This is a genomic window from Actinoplanes solisilvae (assembly GCF_003999975.1).
Taxonomy (GTDB): Bacteria; Actinomycetota; Actinomycetes; order Mycobacteriales; family Micromonosporaceae; genus Actinoplanes; species Actinoplanes solisilvae.
Genome location: NZ_RJAC01000006.1, coordinates 247,099 through 271,753 on the forward strand (window position 1 = coordinate 247,099; position 24,655 = coordinate 271,753).

Sequence of the window (24,655 nt, forward strand, 5' to 3'; positions counted from 1 at the left end):
GGAATTCCCTCCTCGGTTCTCACCAGAAGGGAATCACACCAGGTCAGATGTTGGCGAGCGACCCATCGGTAAGGATCGGTCCCCAGTACGTCCACTGACCGTCGTGGCGCACGAAGCGGCTGCGCTCGACCATGTCGCCGGACTTGCCGTGATCGCGGTAATGCGCCCGGAACTCCACGACTCCCTCGCTGTCGAACATGCCCCCGCCGCTGGCCTCGATAACCTCCAGGCCCACCCAGCGCAGGCGCGAGTCGGGTTCGATCGCGGCGGGCCGGGTCTTGGGGTGCCAGGAGTTGAGCACGTACGCATCGTCGTCGAGCGCGAAGGCCGAGTAGCGCGAGCGCATCAGCGCCTCGGCGGTGGCGGGCGGCTCGCCGTGGTGGGCCGGGCCGCAGCATTCGTCGTAGGGCAGCCCGCGACCGCAGGGACAACGCTTCATGGACCCCATTCTCTCAGCCCGTGTGCCGCCGCTTTCAGCCGAACACCGGAACGCGGGGCCGGGCTTCCCGTACGGGCGGAACGGAGAGCGACGACTTAATCGCTTAACCGGGGACGGCCGATACACCGTGCGACATCGCCACGACGCAGCGACGCTGATCCTGCAAAAATCGACGCGATGGTTCGGAAAATCTGAAAGCCACCGTTCGAATTTTGCAGAGATCTGACGTAGGCTGCGGACCGTGACCAAACGTCTGGCCGAGGTGGCCAAGAAGGCGGGCGTCAGCGAGGCGACCGTCAGCCGCGTGCTCAACGGGCGCAGCGGCGTGAGCGAGGCGACCCGCGCGTCGGTGCTCACCGCCCTCGATGTCCTGGGCTACGAGCGGCCCACCAAGCTGCGCGGCGAGCGGGGCCGGCTGGTCGGCCTGGTGCTCCCCGAACTGCAGAACCCGATCTTCCCGGCGCTGGCCGAGGTGGTGACCGCCTCCCTCGCGCAGCGCGGCTTCACCCCCGCGCTGTGCGCCCGCACGATCGGCGGTGTCCCCGAGCGCGACTACATAGAGATGCTCCTCGACCACCAGGTCTCCGGGGTCGTCTTCGCCGGTGGCTCCTACGCGCTGGCCGAGGCCGAGCACGGGCACTATCGAGCGCTGACCGACCGTCGCATGCCGGTCGTCATGGTCAACGCCGGCGTCGACGACCTGGGCTTCCCGCACATCTCCACCGACGACGCCGTCGCGGTCGAGCAGGCGTACGGGCATCTGAGGTCGCTGGGCCACGAGCGCATCGGCATGGTCATGGGGCCTGAAGATCATGTGCCGTCGCGGCGCAAGCTGGCCGCCCTGGAGAACAAGGACGTGCTGGTCGAGCGCACCAACTTCTCGATGGAGAGCGCGCGGCTGGCCGCGGCCAAGCTGATCGAGCGCGGCGTGACCGGCATGATCTGCGCGTCCGACGTGCTCGCGCTCGGCTCGATCCGGGCCGCGCGCCGGCTCGGCCTCGACGTGCCGACCGACATCTCAGTGGTCGGCTTCGATGACTCGGTGTTGATGACCTGCACCGATCCGCCGCTGACGACCGTACGCCAGCCCATCGAGATGATGGGCCAGGCTGCCGTCGACCTGCTCGTCAACCAGATCGAGGGCAGCGGCGTCGAACCCGACGAGCTTCTTTTCGAGCCCGAGCTGGTGGTGCGCGGCTCGACCGCGCCCGCACGCAAGCGGGACTGACCAGGCACTATTCATCGCGAAGGGCGGGCCGATCGGCCCGCCCTTCGTCGTCTGCACCCTTCAGCCGCCCCGTCGTGTTTTTTCTGAGACCAGTCGGCTTCTTGCGTGAACACGAGTGACTTTGTAATGTCACCTCCACGAAACATGCGGCGAGACCCACGTCACACGGGCGGCGGCATGACTAGCACGCAGATCAGCGATGGCCATGAATACACCTGTTCGGAGAAGGGATGGACAGATGTCCGTACCGCAGTACCGGAAGGCGGCGGCGATAGCACTCGTGGCCGGCCTGGGGCTCAGCCTCACGGCGTGCTCCACGAAGAGCAGCGACGACGGTGGGAAGGACGCCGCCGGCAAGGTCACCATCACGGTCGACTGCCAGCCCGTCGGTGCGCAGAAGGAGCTGCTGGCCAACTGGAACGCTGATGTCGCGGCGTTCGAGAAGGACAACCCCAACATCACGATCAAGAGCGTCAGCGTCGGCGAGCAGTGCAACAACCCGCCGGACTTCACCGCCCGGCTGGCCGGCGGCACGATGACCGACGTCTTCTACGGCTACATGACCGACCTGTCGCAGGTGCTCGACTCCGGTCAGGCGATGGACATCACGCAGTACGCCAACAAGGAGAACGTCCCGACCTGGGACAGCATCGACCCGGCGCTCACGAAGGTCTTCACCGAGGACGGCAAGCTCTACGCCGTGCCGGTCAAGAACTACTCGATGGGCCTGGTCTACAACAAGGCGCTGTTCAAGAAGGCCGGGCTCGACGCGGCCAACCCGCCCAAGACGTGGGCCGAGGTGCGTGCGGCGGCCAAGAAGATCTCGGCGCTCGGCGGCGGCGTCGCGGGCTACTCCGAGTACAGCGCCGGCAACACCGGCGGCTGGCACTTCACCGCGCTGATGTACTCGCAGGGCGGCAAGGTCCTCTCCGACGACGGCAAGAAGGCCGAGTTCAACAACGCCCAGGGCAAGCAGGTCCTGCAGAACCTCAAGGACATGCGCTACGGCGACAACAGCATGGGCAGCCGCCAACTGCTGCAGTGGGGCGACCTGCTGACCAACGCCGGCGCCGGCAAGGTCGGCATGTTCATCGGCGCGCCCGACGCCACCCAGGCGATCGTCAGCCAGTTCCAGGGCAAGTACGAGGACTGGGCGATGGGCCCGCTGCCCGGCCAGGACGGTCCGGCCAAGGGCACCCTGGGCGGCGGCGAGGGCTACTTCTTCAAGAAGGGCCTGACCCCCGAGCAGGTGCAGGCCGGCCTGAAGTGGATCGCCTACCAGAAGCTCACCCCGGGCAAGGGCCAGTTCGACTACGTGCGGGCCAAGCCGCAGAACTACCCGGTCGGCCTGCCCCAGCCGCTGCTGTTCACCAACGGAAGCGAGGCGCAGAAGCAGGAGCTCGAACTGCGCAAGGCCAACGCGAACGTCGACACGGCCAACTTCACGGCCTTCGAGTCGAACCCGGTCCCGATCGTCGGCGAACCGCGCAACGCGCAGGCCATCTACGCGGTGCTCGACTCGGCGATGTCGGCGGTGCTGACCGACCCCAAGGCGAACATCGACACGCTGCTCAAGACGGCCGACACCAAGGTCAACCAGCTCCAGGCCGCCGGTAGCTGACCACCCGTGTGCGGGAGCCGGACCGTCGGCTCCCGCACCCGTACCCCTGGAGCCCTCCTGTGGTGATCGTCGCCCCACAAATCACGAAGCAGCCCGCGCCGGCTCCCAGCGCGCGAAACAACCGCGGCAGCCTCGGCCGCAAGGTCAAGGACAACCTGACCGGCCACGCATTCCTGATCGGGGCGGTCCTCTGCTTCGCCCTGTTCATGTGGTTCCCGATGGTCCGCGGCATCGTGATGAGCTTCCAGCGCACCCGGCGTGGCGAGACCACCTGGGTCGGCTGGGACAACTACGTTCGCATCGTCGCCGACCCGAGCTTCTGGGTCGCCTGGAAGAACACCTTCGTCTTCACGATCCTCGCCCTGGTCCTCGGCTACGCGCTCCCGTTCTTCGTGGCGATCCTGCTCAACGAGTTCCGCCACGCCAAGGGCTACCTGCGGGTCCTGGTCTACCTGCCGGTGATGCTGCCCCCGGCCTCCGCGCTCTTCCTGTTCAAGTTCTACGCGTACGACCCCAGCGACGCCGGTCTGTTCAACGCGATCCTCAAGGGCGTGGGTCTGCCGACCTCGGAGTGGATGCAGTCGCCCACGATGACGATCCCGGCGATGGTGATCGCGTCCACCTGGATGAACATGGGCAGCGCCGTCCTCATCTACCTCGCGTCGCTGCAGAACATCCCGGGCGAGCTCTACGAGGCGGCCGAACTCGACGGCGCCGGCATCTGGCGGCGGATCTGGAACGTGACGATCCCGCAGACCCGGCTGATCCTCGCGCTGCTGGCCATGATCCAGATCGTCGCCACCATGCAGCTGTTCATCGAGCCGCTCATTCTCGCCAACGGCGCGGGCACGCAGGACTCCGCGACCTCGGTCGCCTACCTCATCTACCAGCACGGGTTCTTCCAGAACGATCTCAACGGCGCCGCCGCGCTCGGCGTGATCATGCTGCTGGTGCTGGCCGCCTTCTCCGCCGTCTACGTGCGACTGACGACGAAAAAGGATTGAGACGATGTCCCGTACCCTCATCTCGCAGGCCCAGCTGAGGCGCGGCCGTGGCCGTTTCGTCTACTGGACCCTGCTCACCGTCGTGGTCGCCGGCTTCACCCTGGTCTTCCTCGGGCCGCTCTACTGGATGGTCACCGGCGCGCTCAAATCGGGTCAGGAGATCGCGCAGACGCCGCCGACGCTCTGGCCGCACGACCCCGAGCTTCAGAACTACGCCGACGCGTGGAACAACCTGGAGCTCGCGAAGCTCATGTTCAACACGTTCTACTACGCGGCCGGCGCGGTCTTCTTCCAGCTCGTGTTCGACACCGCGGCGGCGTACGCCCTCTCGAAGCTGCGCCCGATCTTCGGCAACGTGATCCTGGGGCTGATGCTGGCCACGCTGATGATCCCGGCGATGGTGCTGATCGTGCCGCAGTACGTGACCGCGATCGACCTGCCGATCATCCACGTGAACCTGCTCGACTCGCCGTGGGCGATCTGGCTGCCGCTGGTCGCCAACGCGTTCAACATCTTCCTGCTCAAGCGGTTCTTCGACTCGATCCCGGAAGACCTGATCGCGGCCGCTCAGATGGACGGCGCGTCGCCGCTGCGCACGCTCTGGTCGATCATCCTGCCGATGTCGCGCCCGATCCTCGGCGTCGTGTCGATCTTCGCGGTTACCGCGGTCTGGAAGGACTTCCTCTGGCCCAAGCTGGTGATGCCGTCGCCCGAGACCCGCACGCTCAGCGTCGGCATCTACGCCTTCGCCGGCGGCACCCCGCAGAACGTCGTGATCGCCGCGTCGGTCATCGCCGCGATCCCGACCGTGATCATCTTCCTGCTCTTCCAGCGCAACATCATGTCCGGCCTCACCACGGGCAGCCTGAAGGGATAGCCGGGCCTTCCTCTCCGGGCGATCAGCGTTGATCGCCAGGTGGCGTACGCCCTCCTTCAGGCCACGAAACAGACAGAAAGCAGGCTAAAAGTGGCTCTCTCAGACCCCCATCCGTGGTGGCGCGACGCGGTGATCTACCAGGTCTACCCGCGCAGCTTCGCGGACGCCGACGGGGACGGTGTGGGCGATCTCGCCGGCATCCGGGCCCACCTGGGACACCTGAGCGCCCTCGGCGTCGACGCGATCTGGATGAGCCCGTGGTACCCGTCGCCGATGGCCGACGCCGGCTACGACGTGTCCGACTTCCGCGACATCGACCCGGTCTTCGGCACGCTCGCCGAGGCCGAGGCGCTGATCGAGGAGGCGCACGCGGCCGGCATCCGGATGATCGTCGACATCGTGCCGAACCACCTCTCCAGCGAGCACCCGTGGTTCAAGGCGGCGCTGGCATCCCCGGACGCGCCCGAGCGCGACTACTTCTGGTTCCGTCCCGGCCGGGGCGAGAACGGCGACGAGATGCCGACGGACTGGCGAGGGGAGTTCGGCGGCACGACCTGGACCCGTACGCCGGACGGCTCCTGGTATCTGCATCTGTTCGCACCCGAGCAGGTCGACCTGAACTGGGACCACCCGGTGGTGCGGGCCGAGTTCGAGAGCATCCTGCGGTTCTGGTTCGACCGCGGGGTCGACGGCATCCGCATCGACTCGGCCGCGCTGCTGCTCAAGGACACCGCGCTGCCCGAGGTGGTCGAGGGCGAGCCACACCCGTTCCACGACCTCGACGGCGTGCACGAGATCTACCGTTCCTGGCGGCGGGTCGCCGACGAGTACGGCGGTGACCGCGCCCTGATCGGCGAGGTGTGGATGCCCGAGGTCGACCGGTTCGCCAACTACCTGCGCCCCGACGAACTGCACGCCGCGTTCAACTTCGACTTCCTCGGCTGCGCCTGGGACCCGCGGCTGATGCGCGAGTGCGTCGACCGCACCCTGGCCGCACACGCCGCGATCGGCGCCCCGGCCACCTGGGTGCTCTCCAACCACGACGTCACGCGGCACGTCACCCGCTACGGCCGTTCCGACACGACCTTCAGTTTCGACAACAACCTGGACGGCACCCCGGTCGACCTCGAACTCGGCACCCGCCGCGCCCGGGCCGCCGCCCTGCTCTCGCTGTCGCTGCCCGGCGCCACCTACATCTACCAGGGCGAGGAGCTCGGCCTCTGGGAGAACGAGAACATCCCGGTCTCTTCTTATCAGGACCCGATGTGGGAGCGGCGAGGACACAGCCGCGACGGCTGCCGGGTGCCGCTGCCGTGGACCGGCGACGAGGCGCCGTTCGGGTTCACCACCGCCACCGCCACTCCCTGGCTTCCCCAGCCGGCCGAGTGGAAGGACCGCACGGCCCAGGCGCAGACCGGTGACCCCAACTCGATGCTCGAGCTCTACCGCTCGGCGATCGCGCTACGCCGCGTGGAGCCCGGCCTGCACGCGAACGACATGGCGTGGCTCGACGTTTCCGCGTCGGTCGTCGCGTACACCCGCGGCTCCGGCTTCGCCTGCGTCGTCAACATGTCCGATGCCCCGATCGACCTGCCCGACCACCAGTCCACTCTGCTCGCCAGTGGCACTCTCGACGGTGACCGCCTCCCCCCGGACACCGCCGTTTGGCTGCGCCTGCACTGATCCCCTGTGTGGCGTCCGCCGGGTCCACCGCCGGCGGGCGCCACGCAAGAGCAGAGGAAGCACCACCCAGGGGGCCTTTCAGTAAGAAAGGTGCGCTCCCGCAATGCCCCGATTGAAGAGACTCCTCGCGGCCGCCGCCGCGGCCGGAGTAGTAGCCACCGTCCTCATCGCCCCTTCCCCGGCCAACGCCGCCGGCCCCAACCTGGCCGCCGGCAAGACCTTCAGCGCCAGCAGCTACAACGACGTCTACGGTGCGGGCAACGCCGGCGACGGCAACGCCAACAGCTACTGGGAGAGCAACAACAACGCGTTCCCGCAGTGGCTGCAGGTCGACCTCGGCACGGCCACGCAGGTCAACCAGGTCGTCCTCAAACTGCCGCCGGCCAGCGCCTGGGCCACCCGCACGCAGACCCTCAGCGTGCAGGGCAGCACCGACGGCGGCTCGTTCTCGGCCCTCAAGGCCAGTGCCGGGTACGTCTTCAACCCCGCCTCGGCCAACACGGTGACCATCGATTTCACGGCCGCCAGCGCGCGCTTCGTGCGAGTGAACGTCACCGGCAACACGGGCTGGCCCGCCGGGCAGCTCTCCGAGCTCGAGGTCTACGGTCCCGTCTCGGGCGGCGACACGCAGGCGCCCAGCGCGCCGGGAAACCTCGCCTTCACCCAGCCGGGCGGGGACCAGATCCGGCTCACCTGGTCGGCCTCGACCGACAACGTGGGCGTCACCGGATACGACGTCTACGCCAACGGCGTGCTTCGTACGAGCGTCGGTAACGTGCTGACCTACACCGACACTCAGCCCGCTTCGGCGACCGTCAGCTATCAGGTGCGGGCCAAGGACGCGGCCGGCAACACCTCGGCGCTCTCGAACACGGTCACTCGCAACGGCACCTCCGGGCCGGGGTCCAACCTGGCCCAGGGCAAGCCGATCGAGGCGTCGTCGGTCATCCACACCTTCGTGGCGACCAACGCGAACGACAACAACACCGCCACCTACTGGGAGGGCTCGGCCTATCCGGCGACGCTGACGGTCAAGCTCGGCTCGAACGCGTCGCTGTCGTCGATCGTCGTCAAGCTCAACCCGGACAGCTCGTGGGGCACCCGGCAGCAGACGTTCGCGGTCCTCGGCCGCGAGCAGAGCTCCAGCACGTTCACGACGATCGTGGGCGCGGCGTCGTACACGTTCAACCCGGCCTCGGGCAACACGGTGACCATCCCGGTCAGCGCGACCGCCGCCGACGTACGCCTGTCGTTCACCGCGAACAGCGGCGCGCCCAGCGGTCAGGTCGCCGAACTCCAGACGATCGGCGTCGCGGCCCCCAACCCCGACCTCACGATCACCGGCACGTCCGCCTCGCCGGTCTCCCCGGTCGAGACCGACGCCGTCACGCTGTCGGCCACGGTCCGCAACGCGGGTGGCGTCGGCAGTGCCGCTTCCAACGTCAACTTCTACCTGGGTACGACCAAGGTCGGCACCGCCAACGTCGGCGCACTCGCGGCCGGCGCCCAGGCGACCGTCACGGCCGGCATCGGCCCTCGCGACGCGGGCTCCTACCAGGTCACGGCCAAGGTCGATGAGTCGAACACGGTCATCGAGTCCAACGAGGCCAACAACTCCTACACCAACCCCACAGCCCTGGTCGTGACCCCGGTCAGCAGCTCCGACCTCATCGCCTCGGACGTCTCCTGGTCGCCCGGCACCCCGGCGGCCGGCAACACGGTCACGTTCTCGGTGACGCTGAAGAACCAGGGCTCGGCCCCGTCGGCCGGTGGCGCGCACGGCGTCACGCTGACCGTGCTCAACGGCTCGTCGGTGGTGCGTACGCTGACCGGCTCGTGGAGCGGCACCCTGGCCGCCGGCGCCTCCTCGCCGGCGATCAACCTGGGCACCTGGACCGCGGCGAACGGCCGCTACACGGTGCGTACGGTCATCGCCAACGACGGCAACGAACTGCCGGTCAAGCAGGCCAACAACACCAGCGAGAAGCCGTTCTTCGTGGGTCGCGGCGCGAACATGCCGTTCGACTTCTACGAGGCCGAGGACGGCCAGATCGGCGGCGGCGCGGCCATCGTCGGGCCCAACCGCGAGATCGGCCACCTGGCCGGCGAGGCGTCGGGCCGCAAGGCGGTGACGCTCAACCAGACCGGGGCGTACGTGCAGTGGACCTCGCGGGCGGCGACGAACACCATCGTCGCGCGGTTCTCGATCCCGGACGGCACCACCAGCTCGATCAACGTCTACGTCAACGGCACCCTGAACAAGACCGTGCCACTGACCTCGAAGTTCGCCTGGCTCTACGGCAACGAGGCGTCGCCGCAGAACTCGGGCACCGGGCCGCGGCACATCTACGACGAGGCGAACGCCCTGCTGACCGGCTCGTTCCCGGCCGGCAGCACGATCAAGCTGCAGAAGGACGGTGCCAACTCGGGCAGCATCGCGATCGACTTCATCAACCTGGAGCAGGTCGCGGCCAAGCCCAACCCGGACGCCGCCCGCTATGTCGTGCCGGCCGGGTTCGACCACCAGTCCGTACAGAACGCTCTGGACACGGCCCGTCAGGACTCGTCGAAGCTCGGCGTCTACCTGCCCGCCGGTGACTACTCGACGTCCAACAAGTTCCAGGTGTACGGCAAGTCGATCCGCATCGTCGGGGCGGGCCCCTGGTACACCCGCTTCTACACGCCGTCGACGCAGTCGGAGACGGACGCCGGCTTCCGGGCCGACAGCACCGCCAACGGGTCGACGTTCGCCGACTTCGCGTTCTTCGGCAACTACACGATCCGCATCGACGGCCCCGGCAAGGTCTTCGACTTCGCCAACACCGCCGGCATCACGATCGACAACATCTGGACCGAGCACGTGGTGTGCCTCTACTGGGGCGCGAACACCGACAACATGGTCATCAAGAACAGCCGGATCCGGAACACGTTCGCCGACGGTGTGAACATGACCAACGGCAGCACCGGCAACCTGGTCGACAACAACGAGGCCCGGGCGACCGGCGACGACAGCTTCGCGCTGTTCTCGGCGATCGACGCGGGTGGCGCCGACGAGATCAACAATGTGTACTCCAACCTCACGTCGATCCTGACGTGGCGGGCGGCGGGCATCGCGGTCTACGGCGGCTACGCCAACACGTTCAAGAACATCTACATCGCGGACACCCTGGTCTACTCGGGCATCACGATCAGCTCGCTCGACTTCGGCTATCCGATGAACGGCTTCGGCGCCAACCCGCCGACGGTGTTCGACAACATCTCGATCGTGCGGTCCGGCGGCCACTTCTGGGGCGGCCAGACCTTCGGGGCGATCTGGGTGTTCAGCGCGTCGAAGGTCTTCCAGGGCATCCGGGTCTCGAACGTCGACATCATCGACCCGACCTACTCCGGAATCATGTTCCAGACCAACTACGTGGGCGGCCAGCCGCAGAACATCGTCAAGGACACGATCTTCACGAACATCACGATCAGCGGTGCTCAGAAGAGCGGTGACGCGTACGACGCCAAGTCGGGCTTCGGCATCTGGGCCAACCCGATGCCCGAGCAGGGGCAGGGTCCCGCGGTGGGCTCGGCGACCTTCAACAACCTGCAGTTCAGCAACAACTACCGCGACATCGAGAACCCGACGTCCACGTTCACCATCGTCCGCAACTGATCCGCTCCCATGATGGAGGGGCCCGCGTCGTCCGCGCGGGCCCCTTCCGGGGATGCTGGGGCCGATCGGCCGGTGCGGGCCGCGGGCCTTGCTACATTCGGCGGCGTGGAACGCATCGTCCTGCCCGACGGCCGCACGCTCGAATACCTGGCGGAGGGCCCGCCCGGCGGCCTCCCCCTGGTGCTGCACCACGGCACCCCCTCCGGCGCCGTCCGGGTGCCCGCGGTCTTCGACTCCGCCGTGCGTCACGGCCTGCGCATCATCCTGGCCAGCCGCCCCGGCTACGGCGGCTCCTCACCCCACCCCGGCCGCCGCGTCGCCGACGTGGCCGCCGACACCGCCGCGTTGCTCGACGGCCTGGGCGCGTCCCACTTCGTCACGGTCGGCTGGTCGGGTGGCGGCCCCCACGCGCTGGCCTGCGCCGCCCTGCTCCCCGGCCGCTGCGTCGGCGCCTCGGTCATCGCCGGGGTGGCACCGCACGACGCGGCCGGCCTCGACTGGCTGGCCGGCATGGGCGACGAGAACATCGCCGAGTTCCAGGCGGCCGCTCAGGGCGTGCGGGTCCTCGACACGTTCCTGACCGCGATGGCCGACGGCCTGGCCCGCGTCAGCGCCGACGACGTGATCGCGGCCTTCGGTGACCTGCTGTCCGAGGTGGATAAGAAAGCCCTGGACGACGGCCTGGCCGGCTACCTGGCCGAGTCGTCCCGCTACTCCGTCTCGGCGGGCATCGCCGGCTGGCGCGAGGACGACCTGGCCTTCAGCTCCGACTGGGGCTTCCCCCTGACCGACGTGCGCGTCCCGGTCGCCGTCTGGCAGGGCGAACAGGACCGCATGGTCCCGCCCGCCCACGGCCACTGGCTGGCCGCCCACGTCCCCGGCGCCGAGGTCCACCTGCTGCCGGCCGAGGGCCACCTCTCCCTGATTACGGGAATCGACGAGGTGATCGACAACCTGCTGGCCCACACCACCGTTTAGACGGATTTCGGCGTGGTGCTCTGCCGTCGGCTGTCTCGACGTGTGCCGCCGGTGTCCGAACCCGTCCGGCGACAACCGGCACGCCATCCCACATCCTGTCCGGGCCGGGGATCGGTGGCGTAAAGACCCGGTGCGGCCATCCGGGCACCGCAACCGGCACGCGAACCGGAAGTCTGCAGCGGGCTTCCCGGCACATGCCTAGGGCGCGAGAACGGCCCGGTCCCTGTGTTCTCGCACAAGGATCGGGCCGTGCGCGCGCTGCGCCCTTGCGCCCCACGGACGTCGCGTGCGGCAGCCGCCGAAGGCGGAGTTCGCGCCGGTGCGGTTGTCGGAGCCGACGTGGCGTACGGCTGGGGTGGGTTCTAGACCTCGACGGGGGAGAGCTCGGGCAGCACCTCGGGCTCGACCTGCTGCTTGGCCTTGCGGGCGGCCGGCACCAGCAGGGCGACCAGGAACGCGGCCGCGGCGGCGCCGGTCAGGACGAGGAACGCCGTGGTGTAACCGGATTCGGTGGGCAGGCCCTGGGGGCTGATGTGGCTGGTCACGATGGAGCTGACCACCGCGGTGCCGATGGAGGCGCCGATCGTACGGATGTTGGTGTTCATGCCGCTGGCCGCGCCGGTCTGGTGGCGGGGAACGGACTGGACGATCAGGTTGATCAGCGACGAGTAGACCAGGCCGAGCCCGATGCCGAAGACGCCGCCGGCCACCGCGACCTCCCAGCGCTCGTCGTGGGCCAGTGCCAGCGACAGCGTGGCGAGGGTGCTCAGGCCGGCGCCCCACAGGAGCTGGGCCTTCGCGCTGAACCAGCGGGTGAGCGGGCCGCTCAATGAGCCGAAGATCGCCATCGTGGCCAGCAGCGGGAGCATCAGCAGACCGGCGGTGGTGACCGTCGCGCCGAAGCCGAAGCCGGCCGCGGTGGGGATCTGCATGAGCTGGGGCAGGAAGGCGAAGACGCCGAACATCGCGGCCCCGAAGAGCAGGGCGACCAGGTTGGCGGTCCAGACGGCGGGCAGGCGCATCATGCGCATGTCGATCAGCGGCTCGTCGGAGCGCAGCTCGGTCAGGAACCAGGCGGCGAAGAGCACCACGGCGGCGGCGAACAGGCCGAGCGTACGGCCGGAGGCCCAGCCCCACGCGGTGGCCTTGCTCAGCGGCAGCAGCAGGGCGATCAGCCAGGCGGAGAGCAGCCCGGCGGAGAACCAGTTGACCTTGCCGGGCGTTCGGACGGGTGACGCCGGGACGAGGCGCCAGGCGAGCACGCCGACGGCCACGACCGCGACCAGGGGCAGCCAGAAGAGCCAGCGCCAGTTGAGCGCGCCGACGATGGGGCCGGCCAGCACGATGCCGAAGCCACCACCGGTGGCGATGACCGCGGCGAGCATGCCGATCGCGGACGTGACCTTCTGGGGCGGGAATTCGTCGCGGACGATGCCGAACGAGACGGGGAAGATCGCGCCGCCCAGGCCCTGGATGACGCGGGCGATGATCAGCACGGTGGCGTTAGGGGCGACGGCGGCGAGCAGGCAGCCGACGGCGATGGCGGCCAGCGCGACCAGCAGCGCGCGGTCCTTGCCGGTCATGTCGGCGATGCGGCCCATCAACGGCGTGGCGACCGAGGCGCTCAACAACCAGGCGGTGAGCACCCAGGTGACCGTGCCGGCGGAGGTGTGCAGGTCCTGCTGGATCGTCGGGAGGACCGGCGTGACCAGCGACTGCATGAGCGAGAAGGCCGCCGCGGCCGCGGCCAGAACCGCGAAGGTCGTTCGCGGCGAGCTCTGATAAAGTCGAGGCATGCCTCCACATTAGCGGAGGGTTGCCTCCGGTTGGCAATGGGGGCCGGTGTGAGGAGGGTCTCGGTGACTGACGTACGCCGTCCGCAGCGTGCCGACGCGCGGCGCAACTTCGACGCCCTGCTGGTCGCGGCGCGCGAGTCCTTCGCCGTGAACGGCACCGACGCCTCGCTCGAAGACATCGCCCGGCGCGCCGGGGTGGGCATCGGCACGCTCTACCGCAACTTCCCGACCCGGCAAGATCTGGTCGAGGCGGTCTACGTCGAAGAGGTCAGTCAGCTCGGCGAGGTCGCCAAGGCGGTGGCCGACCTACCGCCGTGGGAGGCGCTGGCCGCCTGGCTCGACAGATTCGTCGGGTACGTCGCCACGAAGCGCGCCGTCGTCGAGGCGCTCAACCGCGAGTCCGAGATCTTCCGCTCCTGCCGCGTGCTGATCTACGACGCGGGCGCGCCCATCTTCCTGCGTGCGCAAGAGGCCGGCGAAGTGCGCGACGACGCCAGCTTCGACGATCTCGTACGGATGGTGTCCGGCCTGTCCTCGGCGGCGTTCGTCGACACCGAGCAGCGCGACCGGGTGCTGGGATTCGCCCTGAGCGGGCTGCGGGTCAGAGCCTGACGGCCCGGCCGCCGCGGGTGCCCTGATCGGCGCGGGTCAGAGCCTGACGGCCTGGCCGCTGCGCGCGCTCTCGCGGGCGGCGTCGAGCACGGTCATGTTCCGCACGACGTCGGCCGGCTCGACGGGCAGCGGGCCCTCGCCGCGCACCGCCGCCGCGAAGGCGGGGTAGTAGAGATCCCAGCGGCCGCGCTCGCTGCGCACCCGGGTGCCGGCGTCGCCGCGATAGATGCGGCCCCACCGTTCCTCAGGCTCGGCGCCCCACTCGTCACCCAGCTCGGCCGGGGACTGGCCGGCCTTGAGCGCGTCTTCCTGGCCGTCGATGTTCTCGATCACGAACGTGCCCGTGGTGCCGGCGACCCGGTAGCGCGGCCCCGGGGCGCCCTGACGCCAGCTTCCCCACAGGTGCGACTCGACGCCGTTCACGTGGTGCAGGGCGAGGAAGAAGTCGTCGTCGAGCTCGCCGCTGCCGCGAACCTCGGCGTACGCCCGGACGGCCGGCCCGTTGAGCACCAGCGCCTGGTCGACCAGGTGGGAGCCGAAGTCGAGCAGCGTGCCGCCGCCGGCCGCGCCGGGCTTGCGCTCGGGGGCCCACCGCTCGAACCGCGACTCGAACCGCCGCACCGTGCCGAACTGGCCGTCGTCGATGAGCCGCCGTAACGTGCGGAAGTCGGAGTCGTAGCGCCGGTTCTGATAGACGCTGAGCAGCACACCCTTGGCCTTGGCGGCCGCCACGACCTCGCGCGCCCGCTCGGCGGTCAGGGTGAACGGCTTGTCGACGACGACGTGCAGCCCGTGCGAGATCGCCTCGAGCGCGAGGTCGGCGTGCGTGGTGACCGGCGTCGAGATCGCGACGGCTTCGGCGCCGGCCTCGGCGATGGCCGCGATCGAGTCGAACGGCTCGACGCCGGGGCGCTGCTCGGCGAGCTCTTTGCGGCGCTCGTCGTTGGTCGTGACGACGCCGAGGAACTCGACATTCGACGCCGAGGCGATCAGCGGGGCGTGGAAGATCCGCCCACCCGCGCCGTACCCGACCAGCCCGATCCGCACCGCGTCACTCATTCCCGAAAGCCTGCCACATCCGCGCACCGCCGCAGCGCAGCGGGCCTTGGGTTGTGGATAACCGCGTCGGCGGTTCACCGAGAGGCATAGGTTCGCCGCCTGACCGGACGCCGGCCGGGGCCAGGCGCAGGTGCCAAGTAGTTGGCGAGCGACTAGAGTGCAGGCGACTAGTCCGAGGTGGTTGAGATCGCTCTCGGACGGGTCGATGTGGCGAAACTTCGACCAGAAAAGACTTTACCCCGGGTCGCATGCAAGCAGAGGCGAGTCCCGGGGCGTACGTGGAAAGCGTAGCACAGCCTTGGCCCGCTCGAACCTACCGGAGGAACCCCTTGTCAGCGCCTGTGTCCGATATCGAGTGGATCAGAAGGTTCCTCTCGACGCCGCGGTTCGAGCCGTATGTGCTGGACTGCGAGGGCGACGAAGCGATCGCCCTCAGTCTTTACTGGTGGAACGTCGAAGTCTCTGCCGCCTTCTATCCGGCACTGAACTTCCTCGAGGTCCTCCTGCGGAACGCTCTGCACCAGGAGTTGAGCCGCCACCACGGACGGCCCGACTGGTGGACGACCGCACCGCCGAGTGGTGATGGAGGAAATCTGCTCGCCGAAGCTCGGCGGAGACTCAACCGGACTTGTGGTTACACGCCAAGTTCAGACGACATTGTCGCCGCGATGCCGTTCGGCTTCTGGGTCGCGTTGCTCAGCCGCAACAACGAGGTGGCGATGTGGCGGCCCGCCCTCTATCGGGCTTTCCGCCCGGGCTACCGCGGGTCGCGCCGGGAGATGCACTCTCACCTTGAGCATCTCCGGATGTTCCGAAACCGCATCATGCACCACGAGCCCGTTCACAAGCGTTACCTCGGGGCGGATCATCGCCGCATCTACGAGCTCAGCGAATACCTTGCACCCGGCGCCACGAACATGCTCAGGCGTGTCGACAGGCTCGCGGATGTTCTGGCCCGACGGCCCGTTCCGTTCCTCGGACGACAGCGAAACGGGAGGCTGGCCAACGATCCCGACTCGTTGTAGACGTTGGTGTGGGCCAAGTCGCGACCGTTCGGGCTTGGGCGCTCAGAGGCCTGCGAGGCGGGAACATCGCCAGAAAAGCTATACCCCGGGTCGCATGCGAGCAGAGGCGAGTCCCGGGGTGTACGTCGAGAAGGCCGGCGCAGATCCCGCCCGATGCAAGCCCTGCCGGTGACGGCGCGAACATGATCGCCGTGTCCTCCTCAGGTGGTGTCGGCGCGGTGCGTCTACCGGCTGCGGTCGGTGATCCTTAATGTCGGATGAGTGACCGGCGGCGGGCCGGGGCGCGTCTGATGGGACAGCATTCAGCGCATGGAGCCCGCGCAGATGGAACGCACCCCGTTCGCCGACCTCGACGGGCAGCCTCGTGAGATGACCGCGATGCTGCTCGCCGCCCTCGACGAGATGGGGCGCCATCCCGAGATCCGGCGGGTGCGCCGCACGGCGCTCGAGTCGTTCCGGCCGCGGCCGGGCTGGCAGGTGCTCGACGCGGGCTCCGGCACCGGCGAGGTCGCCCGGTCGCTGGCCGCGGCGGTGGGTCCGTCGGGGGGTGTGATCGCGCTCGACTACTCGGCCGCCACGGTCGCCGCCGCGTTGGAGCGCCACGACGGCAGCAACGTGCGCTACACCGCGGGCGACGTCTCGGCGATCGACCTGCCCGCCGGCAGTGTGGACGGGGTCTGGTGCGAGCGGGTCCTGCAACACGTCGACGACGCCGACCTCGCGATCGCCGAGATGGTGCGGGTGACCCGTCCCGGCGGGCGGTTGTGCCTGATCGACACCGACTGGAGTTCGCTCGCCTTCGACGGCGTACCGCCCGGCCTGGCCCGCACGGTGGTCGCCGACATGCACGGCCGCCTCACCCCGCGCCAGGTCGACATGGGTCGCACGCTGCGGCGCCGGCTCGTCGGCAAGGGGCTCAAGGACGTGTACGCGACCCCGGTCACCTGTGTCTTCGGCACCCCGGCGTCGGCCGCTGTGGTGTTGCCGATGGTCAATCCGATGGTGCCCGAGCACGTGTGGACCACGGCCCCGGGCGTACGGGAGAAGTGGCTCTCGCACGTCGACGAGGCCGGCGCCCGCAGTGACTTCCTGGCCGTCCTGACCATCTGGGCTGTCACCGGGAACGTCGTCTAACCCTCCGCGCGTCGCCAATACTGCTTCTTGCGCTCGTCGCGCACCACGAAGCCCAGCCGTCCCAGCTCTTCGCGCAGCTCGCGCACGTCGTCGTCGTCGCCGGCGGTCAGCGCCTTCTGCCGGGCGGTGAAGACGGCCTCGGCGGCGGCGGGCACCTCCGGCAGTCCGGGAACCCAGCGACGGTACGCCTCCAGGTAGGGATCTTTCTCGGCCCAGGGCACCCCACGATCGCCGAAGGCCGCGCTCAGCCGTTGCCTCGACAGGTGGGACGGCTCTCGGGCCAGCTCGCGCCCGGTGCGGCCGAGCAGCACGAGCTGGTCGCGGTCGGGGAAGGCCACCGCGATCTCACCCTTGGGCACGTTGCGCCGGTGCCCGGGGCGGGTGAGCACCACCTCGACCGGGGTGATCCGCACGGTCAGCGACTCGGCGTCGACCAGGGCGGCGAAGATCAGGCCGATGATCGCGCCGAGGGCGAGCGCGATGACCCGGTCCCACGGCTCGGGCAGTTCCCTGATCAGGTTGAACGGCCCGCCGAAGGGCACTTTGTCGATCACCCACAGCAGGCCGAGCAGCAGCGCGGCGCCGGCGACCGGCAGAAAGATCCACACCAGTACGCGGGACCACCACGGGGTGGGCACGGTCGTCTCCTGTTGCAGCACGGATCCGAGTCTTCCCGGCGCGGGTGCGGAAACGATACCGACTCCGGTCGACACGGCGTAGACCAAAGTCGACTGCCCGCTGTCGTACCCTCCCGGTAGCGTCTGAGCCATGAGGAAATGGACGTTGGAGCTCCTGCTGGCGGCCCTCGCCACGGCGCTCGGCGTCTTCTTCCTGCTCAATTCGCTGGGCGAGGGCGACGGCGCGCCGGTGGCGGCCGAGGTGGCCACGGGTGTGCTGGCCGCGGCCGGTCTGGTGCTGTTCCGTCGCACCCGCCCGGTCACGCTGACGCTGGTGCTCATCCCGCTCGGCATCCTGTTCGCGATGCCGATGGGCGCCACCCCGATCGCCCTGTTCGCGGTCGGCCTGCACCGTCGCGGCCGCATCGCCGCCGGCCTGGCCGCGCTGCACGCCGTGCTGGTCGCGAGCGTCTATCTGGTGGCGCTCGGCCCGACCCGGGTCTATTACGAGAGCGTCATCTTCCTCGTGCTGCTCAACGTCAGCCTCGTCGCGATCGCCCTGCTGATCCGCTCGCAGCGCCAGCTCGTCGCCTCGTGGGCCGAACGCGCCCGCCAGGCCGAGGAGGGTCAGCGGCTGCGGGTCGAGCAGGCCCGCCTGGCCGAGCGCGAACGCATCGCCCGCGAGATGCACGACGTGCTGGCCCACCGCATCTCGCTGCTCGCCGTTCACGCGGGCGCCTTGGAGGTCCGCCGTGAGGCGTCCGCCGAGGAGCAGGCCGCGGCCGGGGTGATCCGCGAGTGCGCCCACGACGCCCTGGAAGATCTGCGCTCGGTGATCGGCATGCTGCGCGCCCCCGCCGAAGACCAGCCCCAGCCCACGCTGGGCGACGTGCCCGCGCTGGTCGAGCAGTCCCGGGCGGCCGGGGCCGAGGTGGGGCTGCGGCTCGACGGCGGCGACGGCGTGCCCGCGACGGTCGGGCGCCACGCCTACCGCATCGTGCAGGAGGCGCTGACCAACGCCCGCAAGCACGCGCCGGGGGCGCCGGTGCGGGTCGCGATCAGCGGCTGCGCCGAGCAGGGCCTCGCCGTGGCCGTGGAGAACGCTTTGGCCCCGGGCGGCGGCGTGCTGCCGGGGGCGGGGTCGGGCCTGGCCGGGCTGCGCGAGCGGGTGCAGCTCGTCGGCGGCCGCCTCGAGCACGGCCCGACGGCGGCCGGCGAGTTCCATCTGAAAGCCTGGCTGCCGTGGGCGACGTGAGCACCGGGGCGGCGGGCACCGAGGCGGCCGGCACCGGGGCGGTCAGCGCTGGTGCCGGGACGGCCGGCGTGGGGAGCGCAGGCGCCGTGCCTTCGGGCGCCGACCGGGCGGCCCCGGTCAGAGTGCTTCTCGCCGACGACGACGCGCTCGTCCGGGCGGGACTCACCATGATGCTTTCGGCGTTCGACGATCTCGAGGTGGTCGGCGCGGTCACCGACGGCACCGAGGTGGCCTCGGCCGTCAACACGCACAAGCCCGACGTCGTGCTGATGGACATCCGCATGCCGGGCCTCGACGGGCTCAGCGCGACCGAGTCGGTGCGGTCCCGCAAGGACGCCCCCGAGGTCATCGTGCTGACGACCTTCGACACCGACGAGCACGTGCTGCGGGCGATGCGCGCCGGGGCGGGTGGCTTCCTGCTCAAGCACACCCCGCCGCGCGAGATCGCCGAGGCCGTACGGCGGGTGGCCGCGGGCGAGCCGATGATGTCGCCCGAGGTGCTGCGCAAGATGATCGGCATGGTGTCGGGCCCCGACCCCGGGCGGGAGCGGGCACGGGCGGCCCTCGAACGGCTGAGCCCGGGCGAGAACGAGGTCGCCCGGCTGATCGCCGAGGGCCGCACGAACCAGGAGATCGCCACCGCGTTGCTGATGAGCACGGCGACCGTCAAGGCGTACGTCTCACGGATCTTCACGAAGCTGACGCTGACCAACCGCGTGCAGATCGCCCTGCTCGTGCACGACGCCCGCTGACGATCAGGCGGGGGCCGGGAGCATGCGCTGGATCAGGGCGTCGAGCGGCACGCTGGCGAAGCCGACCCGCACGTCGCTCGCGCCGTAGGGCAGCCAGAAACGGCCCTCGTGCACGACCCCGCCGCACGAGTAGAGCACGTTCGGCACGTACCCCTCGCGTTCGATGTCGTCCGGCTCGATCAGGCCCTCGGGCAGGTCGGCGATGACCTTCGACGGGTCGTCCAGGTCGAGCAGCATCGCGCCGATCGCGTAGCGCCGCATCGGCCCGACGCCGTGGGTGAGCACCAGCCACCCGGCCTCGGTCTCGATCGGCGAGCCGCAGTTGCCGACCTGGATGAGGTCCCAGCCGCGGTGCGGGGCCAGCAGCGGCACAGACGGCTGCCACCGGTGCTGCGAGTCGCGGACGGCCAGCCCGAGCGTTTCGCCGTCGGAGCGGCAGAGCGCCATCTTCACGCCGTTCACGTAGCGCGGGAACAGCGCCACACCCTTGTTGCGGGCCGCCGGTCCGCTGAGCCGGGTCACCTCGAAGTGCCGCAGGTCGCGCGTGAAGATGACCCGCCCGGAGATCTGCCGGCCGTCGTACGCGGTGTAGGTCGCCTGGTAGGCGTGCCGCCCGTCGGGGTCGGTGACCCGCACGAACCGCGCGTCCTCCATGCCGTTGCTCTCGGCCGCGGTGGCCGGCCACATGACCCGCTGGTGCAGCGGCGTCGCGCAGGGGAACGTGAGCGCGTAGTCCTCCGACACGACGTGCCGGATCTTGTCGATCGTCTCCTGCGCGAGGGGCCGGGACAGCAGTTCGCCCGGGATGTGCGCGATGACGTCCTCGAACTCGACGTCGGTGAATCGTTCCGGCAGGACCGAGACGACGTAGGCGGAGGCCTCGTTGTCGATCTCGGCGTCGATCAGGGCCGCGGAGAGCTGGTTCTTCCAGTGCGTGGCGTCGACCCGCTGGCCGATCGTGAGGGGGCCCTCACGGGTCTCCATGTGCAGCTTCTCGCCGGGGCCGAGCACGGCCGTGCAGAACCCGATGGACGAGATGTGGCCCTCGCCGATCTGCCGCAGGCTGATCGCGACCCGCAGCTCGCCCGGCTCCATGCCGGTCTGGTCGGGGTGCTCGACCATCGACGGGTTGCACAGCGCGGCCGCCTCGACGGCGAACTCGTGGCTGAAGTAGGCGCCGATCAGCGAGCGCGTGGCCGGTGACAGCGTGATCTCGGGCGGCACCCGGTGTTGCACCAGCTCGTAGTGGTGCTGAAAGGTGCCGAGCAGGTCGTGGTGCCGGCCGCTGAAGCGGGTCAGCACGTCGTCGAGCAGCCGGCCGATCTCGTCCTCGTCGAGCTGCAGGATGCGCTCGATCAGCCGGCCGGCCCTGTTCTGGACGGTTTGTGAGTCCTCGCCGGGCACGAACAGCTTGATCACCACGCGCCGGCCGTCCGGCTGCATGACGACGTCGTGCCGGACGACCTCGCTCGGGGCGGGTTTGGCTTTCTTGTTGAGCGTTGCGGTCACGCTAAGCCGCCTGACGGTCGGGTCGCGCTCCTGGTCGCCAGCGTGCGGGCGTGCTGCAGCGTGGAGACGAGCGCGAGGGTGGATTCGGCTCCTTGGTTTACATTAGGACCTTCCGCCGTCAATCCGTCATAACATCCGCCGGTTAGGGGGTCATACATCGTCTGCTGGCCGTCATTGTCGCCTAAGAACCAGGCGATTGCCCGAAAGAGCTGCTGGTCCCAGCGTTCGTCCCCGGTGATCGCCCCCGCGGTGGCGCAGGCGTCGGCGGTCGCGGCCGCCTCGATCGGCTGCTGGTCGAAGCGGTGCTTGGGCACGCCGGAGCGCCAGCCGCCGACCGGCACGACCGACAGGTGCCCGTCGTGGTCCTGTTCGCGGCAGAGCCAGGCCAGCATCTTGAGTCCGGCGCGCAGCATCGCCTCGTCGCCGAGCAGGTCCCCGGCCGAGATCAGCACCTCGGGCAGTGCCGGGTTGGCGTAGGTGAGTTCGGCCTCGGGCCAGAGCCATTCGGGCGTGGCCGGCGGGAGGCCGATCACCGTGGCCGCGTCGGCGAGCAGGTCGGCGGCGTCGCGGGCCCGTGGGTCGACCCGCAGCACCTCGGCCGCGCCCAGCCCGGCGAACGCCATCGCGCGGGGCCACGGCGAGCGGGTTCGCGCCCCGATGAGGAACGCGTTCAGCGCCTCGCGGCGGATCCACGGCACGGTCGAGCGGGCGGCGGCGGTGCCCAGCCCCCAGAGCGCGCGCCCCCACCAGTCACCCAGCGACGGCTCGTCCTCCCACCGCCGCTCGTACGAGAACCGGTTGCGGAAGCTGCCGTCGGGTTCCTGCGCGTAGGTGAGGAAGGCCAGGTACCGCTCGGCCAGCCCGACGAGCTGAGCGGTCGGGCGCGGCTCGCGGCAGATCAGCAGCAACCCGCGGGACACGTCGTCGACGCAGTAGCCGTGCTCGCGCCGCACGATCGCGTTGCGGGCGTGCTCGAGCAGGCCGGTGTCGTCGGACAGGCGCGCGACGTGACTCCAGTCGGGGGGAGGGGCGTCGGCGAGCTGGATCGGCGGCGGTACGAGCCGCAGACCGATGCTCATGCGGGGACCGGAGTGCCGAGGGGCGCGCTCACCAGCCGCCAGGCGAGGGCCTGGTAGCGGGCGGCCACCGCGGGCCAGCGTAGGGTCGGGCCACCGGTCAGGGCGGTGAGCCGGTTCGACAGGCGCGTGGGATCGGCCAGCACGTGCCGGATCGCCGACGCCATCCCCTCGGGGTCCTGGTGGGGGACGAGCAGGCCGGGGCCGTCGGCGAGCAGTTCCACCGCGTGCGGGAACTCGGTCGCCACGACCGGGATGCCGGCGCCGACCGCCTCGATGAGCACGCCCGAGGTGACCTGCTCGGTGGAGTCGTACGGGAGCACCACCGCGTCGGCCGAGCGGATCAGCCGGGACAGCTCGTCCTCCTCGAGGTAGGCGTCGTTCCAGACCACGGAGTCGGCCACTCCGAGCGAGCGGGCCAGGGCCTCGAGCGAGTCGCGGTAGGTGTCGCCGAACTGCTCCAGCACCTTCGGATGCGTACGGCCCGCGACCGTGTAGACCGGGGCCGGGCGTACGTCGTCGAGCAGTGCGAGCGCGCGCAGCGCCCACTCGATGCCCTTGCCGGGGCCGAGCAGTCCCCAGGTCAGCAGGTTGGGCCGCTCGTGCTCCTCGCGGGCGCCGGTGCCGCGGCTGGCCGCGCCGTGCGGGATCACCGAGATCTTGCGCGGGTCGATCGCGTAGCCGGCCAGCAGACGCTGCCGGGCGGTGTCGGTCATGGTCACGACGGCGTCGGCGGTCGCGGCGATGCGCTCGAGCACCTGGCGCTGCAGCGGGTCGGGCGAGCTGAGCACGGTGTGCAGCACGACGATCGAGGGCACGCGCAGGGCGCGCAGCAGCGGGAGCACCTCGTTGCCGGCGTCACCGGGGTAGATGCCGTATTCGTGCTGCAGGATCGCCACGTCGAAGCGGTTGAGCGCGTTGGCCGCCGCCGGCCAGCCGCCCGGGGTGTCGGTGTGCCAGGTGTGCACCGTCCGCGGGGCGGCGGGATCCAGCTCGATGCCCCCGCTGATGTTGTCGTGGGAGAGCAACCGGACGACCCCCGAGCCGCCTTCCGTGTTCAGATGCGTCGCTAGTGCCGCATTGAACGTTGCCAAACCGCATTGCGTCGGTGGGTAGGTGCTCAGAAAACCGTACGTGGCGGGCATGACATGGCCTTTCTCGCTCAGCGTCTGCCTTCCCCGCGGCACTGCTCAACGCACCCGGACAGGGCTGTGCCGGGCGCGCGCAAACGCCATTGCGGAGAACCGGGAAATTGCCCGGATTAACGCGCAATTCACATTGCGACGTTAACAAGAAGAACGATTCACCCGACGATTTTCCGGTAAATCTCCAGGTAGTCCTCAACCATGCGGTCGCGGGAGAACCGTTCCCGGGCGCGGCGTGCGCAGGCCGCCCGGTCGAGGTCTCCGACCCGGTCGACGGCATCGACCGCTTCGTCCACGTCCTCGACGAGAAATCCGGTGACGCCCTCGTCGACCACTTCCGGCATGGACCCTTTCCGGTACGCCACCACCGGCGTCCCGCACGCCATCGACTCGACCACCGACAAACCGAACGGCTCGGCGAACCGGATGGGGTGCAGCAGCGTGAGCCCCGACCCGAGGATCGCGCCGCGCTCGTCCGGCCCGACCGAGCCCCGGTAGACCACCCGGTCCCCGTCGATCCGCGGTTCGATGAGCTCCTCGAAGTAGGCCTGGTCCTGCACGATCCCGCACATGATCAGGCGCCGGCCGGCCCGCCGCGCGATCTCGATGGCCAGGTCGGTGCCCTTGTCGGGGTGGATGCGCCCGAACAGGATCAGGTCGTCCCCGCCGGTTGCGTCGGCCGGCAGCCCGTCCAGGTCGATGCCGTGGTGCACCGTGCCGAGGTAGTCGAGGTCGGGGGAGCGGTCGCTGTCCGAGATCGAGACGTACGCCGACCGGCCGCGGCGGTAGGCGGGCAGGATGCTGGGCCCGGAGAAGCCGTGGATCGTCGTCACCATCGGCGCGGCGCACGACTGCGAGAACGCCAGCGGCAGCCAGTCGAGCTGGTTGTGCACGAGGTCGAACTCGCCCGAGCGGGCCAGCGCGTGCCCGATGTGCAGCGCCTCCCAGACCCGGCCGTCGAGCGCGTCGTTCTCCTCGTACCCGCTCGGCGCGACCCCGTCGAGGGTGGCCTTGGTGATCGAGTCGAGCGTGGCGAACAGCGTGACGTCGATGCCCCGCTCCACCAGCCCCTCGGTGATCAGGCTCGTGACCAGTTCCCACGGCCCGTAATGCAACGGCGGAGTGCGCCATGCGATCGGGCCCAGCATGGCGACCTTCATGACAAAAGCCGCTTTCCGGTAGTTAGCACG

General features: G+C 69.7%; 20 protein-coding genes. 12 read left to right on the top strand and 8 right to left on the bottom strand.

Going from position 1 to position 24,655, the window contains the following annotated elements:
* Window positions 1-43: 43 nt before the first annotated feature.
* On the bottom strand, window positions 44-439 hold the full coding sequence (locus EER30_RS18830; RefSeq protein WP_127501789.1) for a YchJ family protein: 396 nt from the start codon (window positions 437-439) through the stop codon (window positions 44-46).
* Window positions 440-680: 241 nt separating this feature from the next.
* Here EER30_RS18830 and EER30_RS18835 point away from each other — a divergent pair, with 241 nt between their 5' ends.
* The 7 genes from EER30_RS18835 (at window position 681) to EER30_RS18865 (ending at window position 11,485) form a co-directional block, all read left to right on the top strand.
* Window positions 681-1,667, top strand: coding sequence for a LacI family DNA-binding transcriptional regulator (locus EER30_RS18835; RefSeq protein WP_127501790.1), 987 nt, complete (start codon window positions 681-683; stop codon window positions 1,665-1,667).
* A 238-nt stretch (window positions 1,668-1,905) separates the two neighbouring features.
* Window positions 1,906-3,288, top strand: a complete 1,383-nt coding sequence (locus EER30_RS18840) for an ABC transporter substrate-binding protein (RefSeq protein WP_127501791.1) — start codon at window positions 1,906-1,908, stop codon at window positions 3,286-3,288.
* A gap of 62 nt (window positions 3,289-3,350) precedes the next feature.
* Window positions 3,351-4,292 (top strand): carbohydrate ABC transporter permease, encoded by a 942-nt coding sequence (locus EER30_RS18845; RefSeq protein WP_432417556.1) that lies wholly within the window; start codon window positions 3,351-3,353, stop codon window positions 4,290-4,292.
* 4 nt (window positions 4,293-4,296) lie between these two features.
* Window positions 4,297-5,169 (top strand): carbohydrate ABC transporter permease, encoded by an 873-nt coding sequence (locus tag EER30_RS18850; protein ID WP_127501792.1) that lies wholly within the window; start codon window positions 4,297-4,299, stop codon window positions 5,167-5,169.
* A gap of 90 nt (window positions 5,170-5,259) precedes the next feature.
* Entirely contained in the window at window positions 5,260-6,852 is a 1,593-nt protein-coding gene (locus EER30_RS18855; protein WP_127501793.1) for a glycoside hydrolase family 13 protein, read from the top strand.
* A 103-nt stretch (window positions 6,853-6,955) separates the two neighbouring features.
* The gene (locus tag EER30_RS18860; RefSeq protein ID WP_127501794.1) at window positions 6,956-10,507 is read left to right on the top strand and encodes a galactose-binding domain-containing protein; all 3,552 of its coding nucleotides are present in this window, start codon (window positions 6,956-6,958) and stop codon (window positions 10,505-10,507) included.
* Window positions 10,508-10,612: 105 nt separating this feature from the next.
* A complete protein-coding gene (locus tag EER30_RS18865; protein ID WP_127501795.1) occupies window positions 10,613-11,485 on the top strand; it encodes an alpha/beta fold hydrolase in 873 nt (290 codons plus the stop codon).
* Window positions 11,486-11,847: 362 nt separating this feature from the next.
* Here the strand turns inward: EER30_RS18865 and EER30_RS18870 are convergent, their stop codons facing one another.
* Window positions 11,848-13,281, bottom strand: coding sequence for an MFS transporter (locus EER30_RS18870; RefSeq protein WP_127501796.1), 1,434 nt, complete (start codon window positions 13,279-13,281; stop codon window positions 11,848-11,850).
* A 63-nt stretch (window positions 13,282-13,344) separates the two neighbouring features.
* On the opposite strand from EER30_RS18870, the gene EER30_RS18875 reads away from it, so the two are divergent.
* Complete coding sequence (locus EER30_RS18875) at window positions 13,345-13,893, top strand: TetR/AcrR family transcriptional regulator (RefSeq protein WP_349290877.1); 549 nt, start codon at window positions 13,345-13,347, stop codon at window positions 13,891-13,893.
* A gap of 36 nt (window positions 13,894-13,929) precedes the next feature.
* Here EER30_RS18875 and EER30_RS18880 read toward each other — a convergent pair whose 3' ends face one another.
* On the bottom strand, window positions 13,930-14,952 hold the full coding sequence (locus EER30_RS18880) for a Gfo/Idh/MocA family protein (protein ID WP_127501798.1): 1,023 nt from the start codon (window positions 14,950-14,952) through the stop codon (window positions 13,930-13,932).
* A 341-nt stretch (window positions 14,953-15,293) separates the two neighbouring features.
* Between EER30_RS18880 and EER30_RS18885 the strand changes: the two genes are divergently transcribed.
* Window positions 15,294-15,977 carry an Abi family protein gene (locus tag EER30_RS18885; RefSeq protein WP_127501799.1) on the top strand — a complete coding sequence of 228 codons (684 nt, stop codon included), beginning with the start codon at window positions 15,294-15,296 and terminating at the stop codon, window positions 15,975-15,977.
* Between the two features lie 309 nt (window positions 15,978-16,286).
* Window positions 16,287-17,111, top strand: coding sequence for a methyltransferase domain-containing protein (locus EER30_RS18890; RefSeq protein ID WP_127501800.1), 825 nt, complete (start codon window positions 16,287-16,289; stop codon window positions 17,109-17,111).
* On the opposite strand, the gene EER30_RS18895 is transcribed toward EER30_RS18890, so the two are convergent.
* Window positions 17,108-17,770: a YqeB family protein gene (locus EER30_RS18895; protein WP_127501801.1), complete on the bottom strand. Its 663-nt coding sequence runs from the start codon at window positions 17,768-17,770 to the stop codon at window positions 17,108-17,110. The two genes, EER30_RS18890 and EER30_RS18895, sit on opposite strands and share 4 nt — an antisense overlap.
* A 109-nt stretch (window positions 17,771-17,879) precedes the next feature.
* Between EER30_RS18895 and EER30_RS18900 the strand changes: the two genes are divergently transcribed.
* Together EER30_RS18900 and EER30_RS18905 are read left to right on the top strand one after the other, a co-directional pair.
* Window positions 17,880-18,983 (top strand): sensor histidine kinase, encoded by a 1,104-nt coding sequence (locus tag EER30_RS18900; protein WP_127501802.1) that lies wholly within the window; start codon window positions 17,880-17,882, stop codon window positions 18,981-18,983.
* A gap of 68 nt (window positions 18,984-19,051) precedes the next feature.
* A complete protein-coding gene (locus EER30_RS18905) occupies window positions 19,052-19,735 on the top strand; it encodes a response regulator transcription factor (protein WP_255436711.1) in 684 nt (227 codons plus the stop codon).
* Between the two features lie 3 nt (window positions 19,736-19,738).
* On the opposite strand, the gene EER30_RS18910 is transcribed toward EER30_RS18905, so the two are convergent.
* From EER30_RS18910 to EER30_RS18925, 4 genes are all read right to left on the bottom strand, one after another.
* The gene (locus EER30_RS18910; protein WP_240670128.1) at window positions 19,739-21,244 is read right to left on the bottom strand and encodes a glycoside hydrolase family 130 protein; all 1,506 of its coding nucleotides are present in this window, start codon (window positions 21,242-21,244) and stop codon (window positions 19,739-19,741) included.
* Window positions 21,241-22,323 (bottom strand): glycosyltransferase, encoded by a 1,083-nt coding sequence (locus EER30_RS18915; protein WP_127501803.1) that lies wholly within the window; start codon window positions 22,321-22,323, stop codon window positions 21,241-21,243. The genes EER30_RS18910 and EER30_RS18915 overlap by 4 nt, the downstream gene beginning before the upstream one ends.
* Entirely contained in the window at window positions 22,320-23,465 is a 1,146-nt protein-coding gene (locus EER30_RS18920; RefSeq protein WP_127501804.1) for a glycosyltransferase, read from the bottom strand. Before EER30_RS18920 ends, EER30_RS18915 begins: the two co-directional genes overlap by 4 nt.
* Window positions 23,466-23,623: 158 nt before the next feature.
* The gene (locus EER30_RS18925; RefSeq protein ID WP_127501805.1) at window positions 23,624-24,625 is read right to left on the bottom strand and encodes a glycosyltransferase family 4 protein; all 1,002 of its coding nucleotides are present in this window, start codon (window positions 24,623-24,625) and stop codon (window positions 23,624-23,626) included.
* Window positions 24,626-24,655: the final 30 nt, after the last annotated feature.

What these genes read in the sequence shown, in the direction of transcription:
- EER30_RS18830 (WP_127501789.1), bottom strand. Translation starts at nt 439, where the DNA reads ATGAAGCGTTGTCCCTGCGGTCGCGGGCTGCCCTACGACGAATGCTGC.
- EER30_RS18840 (WP_127501791.1), top strand. Translation starts at nt 1,906, where the DNA reads ATGTCCGTACCGCAGTACCGGAAGGCGGCGGCGATAGCACTCGTGGCC.
- EER30_RS18850 (WP_127501792.1), top strand. Translation starts at nt 4,297, where the DNA reads ATGTCCCGTACCCTCATCTCGCAGGCCCAGCTGAGGCGCGGCCGTGGC.
- EER30_RS18860 (WP_127501794.1), top strand. Translation starts at nt 6,956, where the DNA reads ATGCCCCGATTGAAGAGACTCCTCGCGGCCGCCGCCGCGGCCGGAGTA.
- EER30_RS18870 (WP_127501796.1), bottom strand. Translation starts at nt 13,281, where the DNA reads ATGCCTCGACTTTATCAGAGCTCGCCGCGAACGACCTTCGCGGTTCTG.
- EER30_RS18880 (WP_127501798.1), bottom strand. Translation starts at nt 14,952, where the DNA reads ATGAGTGACGCGGTGCGGATCGGGCTGGTCGGGTACGGCGCGGGTGGG.
- EER30_RS18890 (WP_127501800.1), top strand. Translation starts at nt 16,287, where the DNA reads ATGGAGCCCGCGCAGATGGAACGCACCCCGTTCGCCGACCTCGACGGG.
- EER30_RS18900 (WP_127501802.1), top strand. Translation starts at nt 17,880, where the DNA reads ATGAGGAAATGGACGTTGGAGCTCCTGCTGGCGGCCCTCGCCACGGCG.
- EER30_RS18915 (WP_127501803.1), bottom strand. Translation starts at nt 22,323, where the DNA reads ATGAGCATCGGTCTGCGGCTCGTACCGCCGCCGATCCAGCTCGCCGAC.
- EER30_RS18920 (WP_127501804.1), bottom strand. Translation starts at nt 23,465, where the DNA reads ATGCCCGCCACGTACGGTTTTCTGAGCACCTACCCACCGACGCAATGC.
- EER30_RS18925 (WP_127501805.1), bottom strand. Translation starts at nt 24,625, where the DNA reads ATGAAGGTCGCCATGCTGGGCCCGATCGCATGGCGCACTCCGCCGTTG.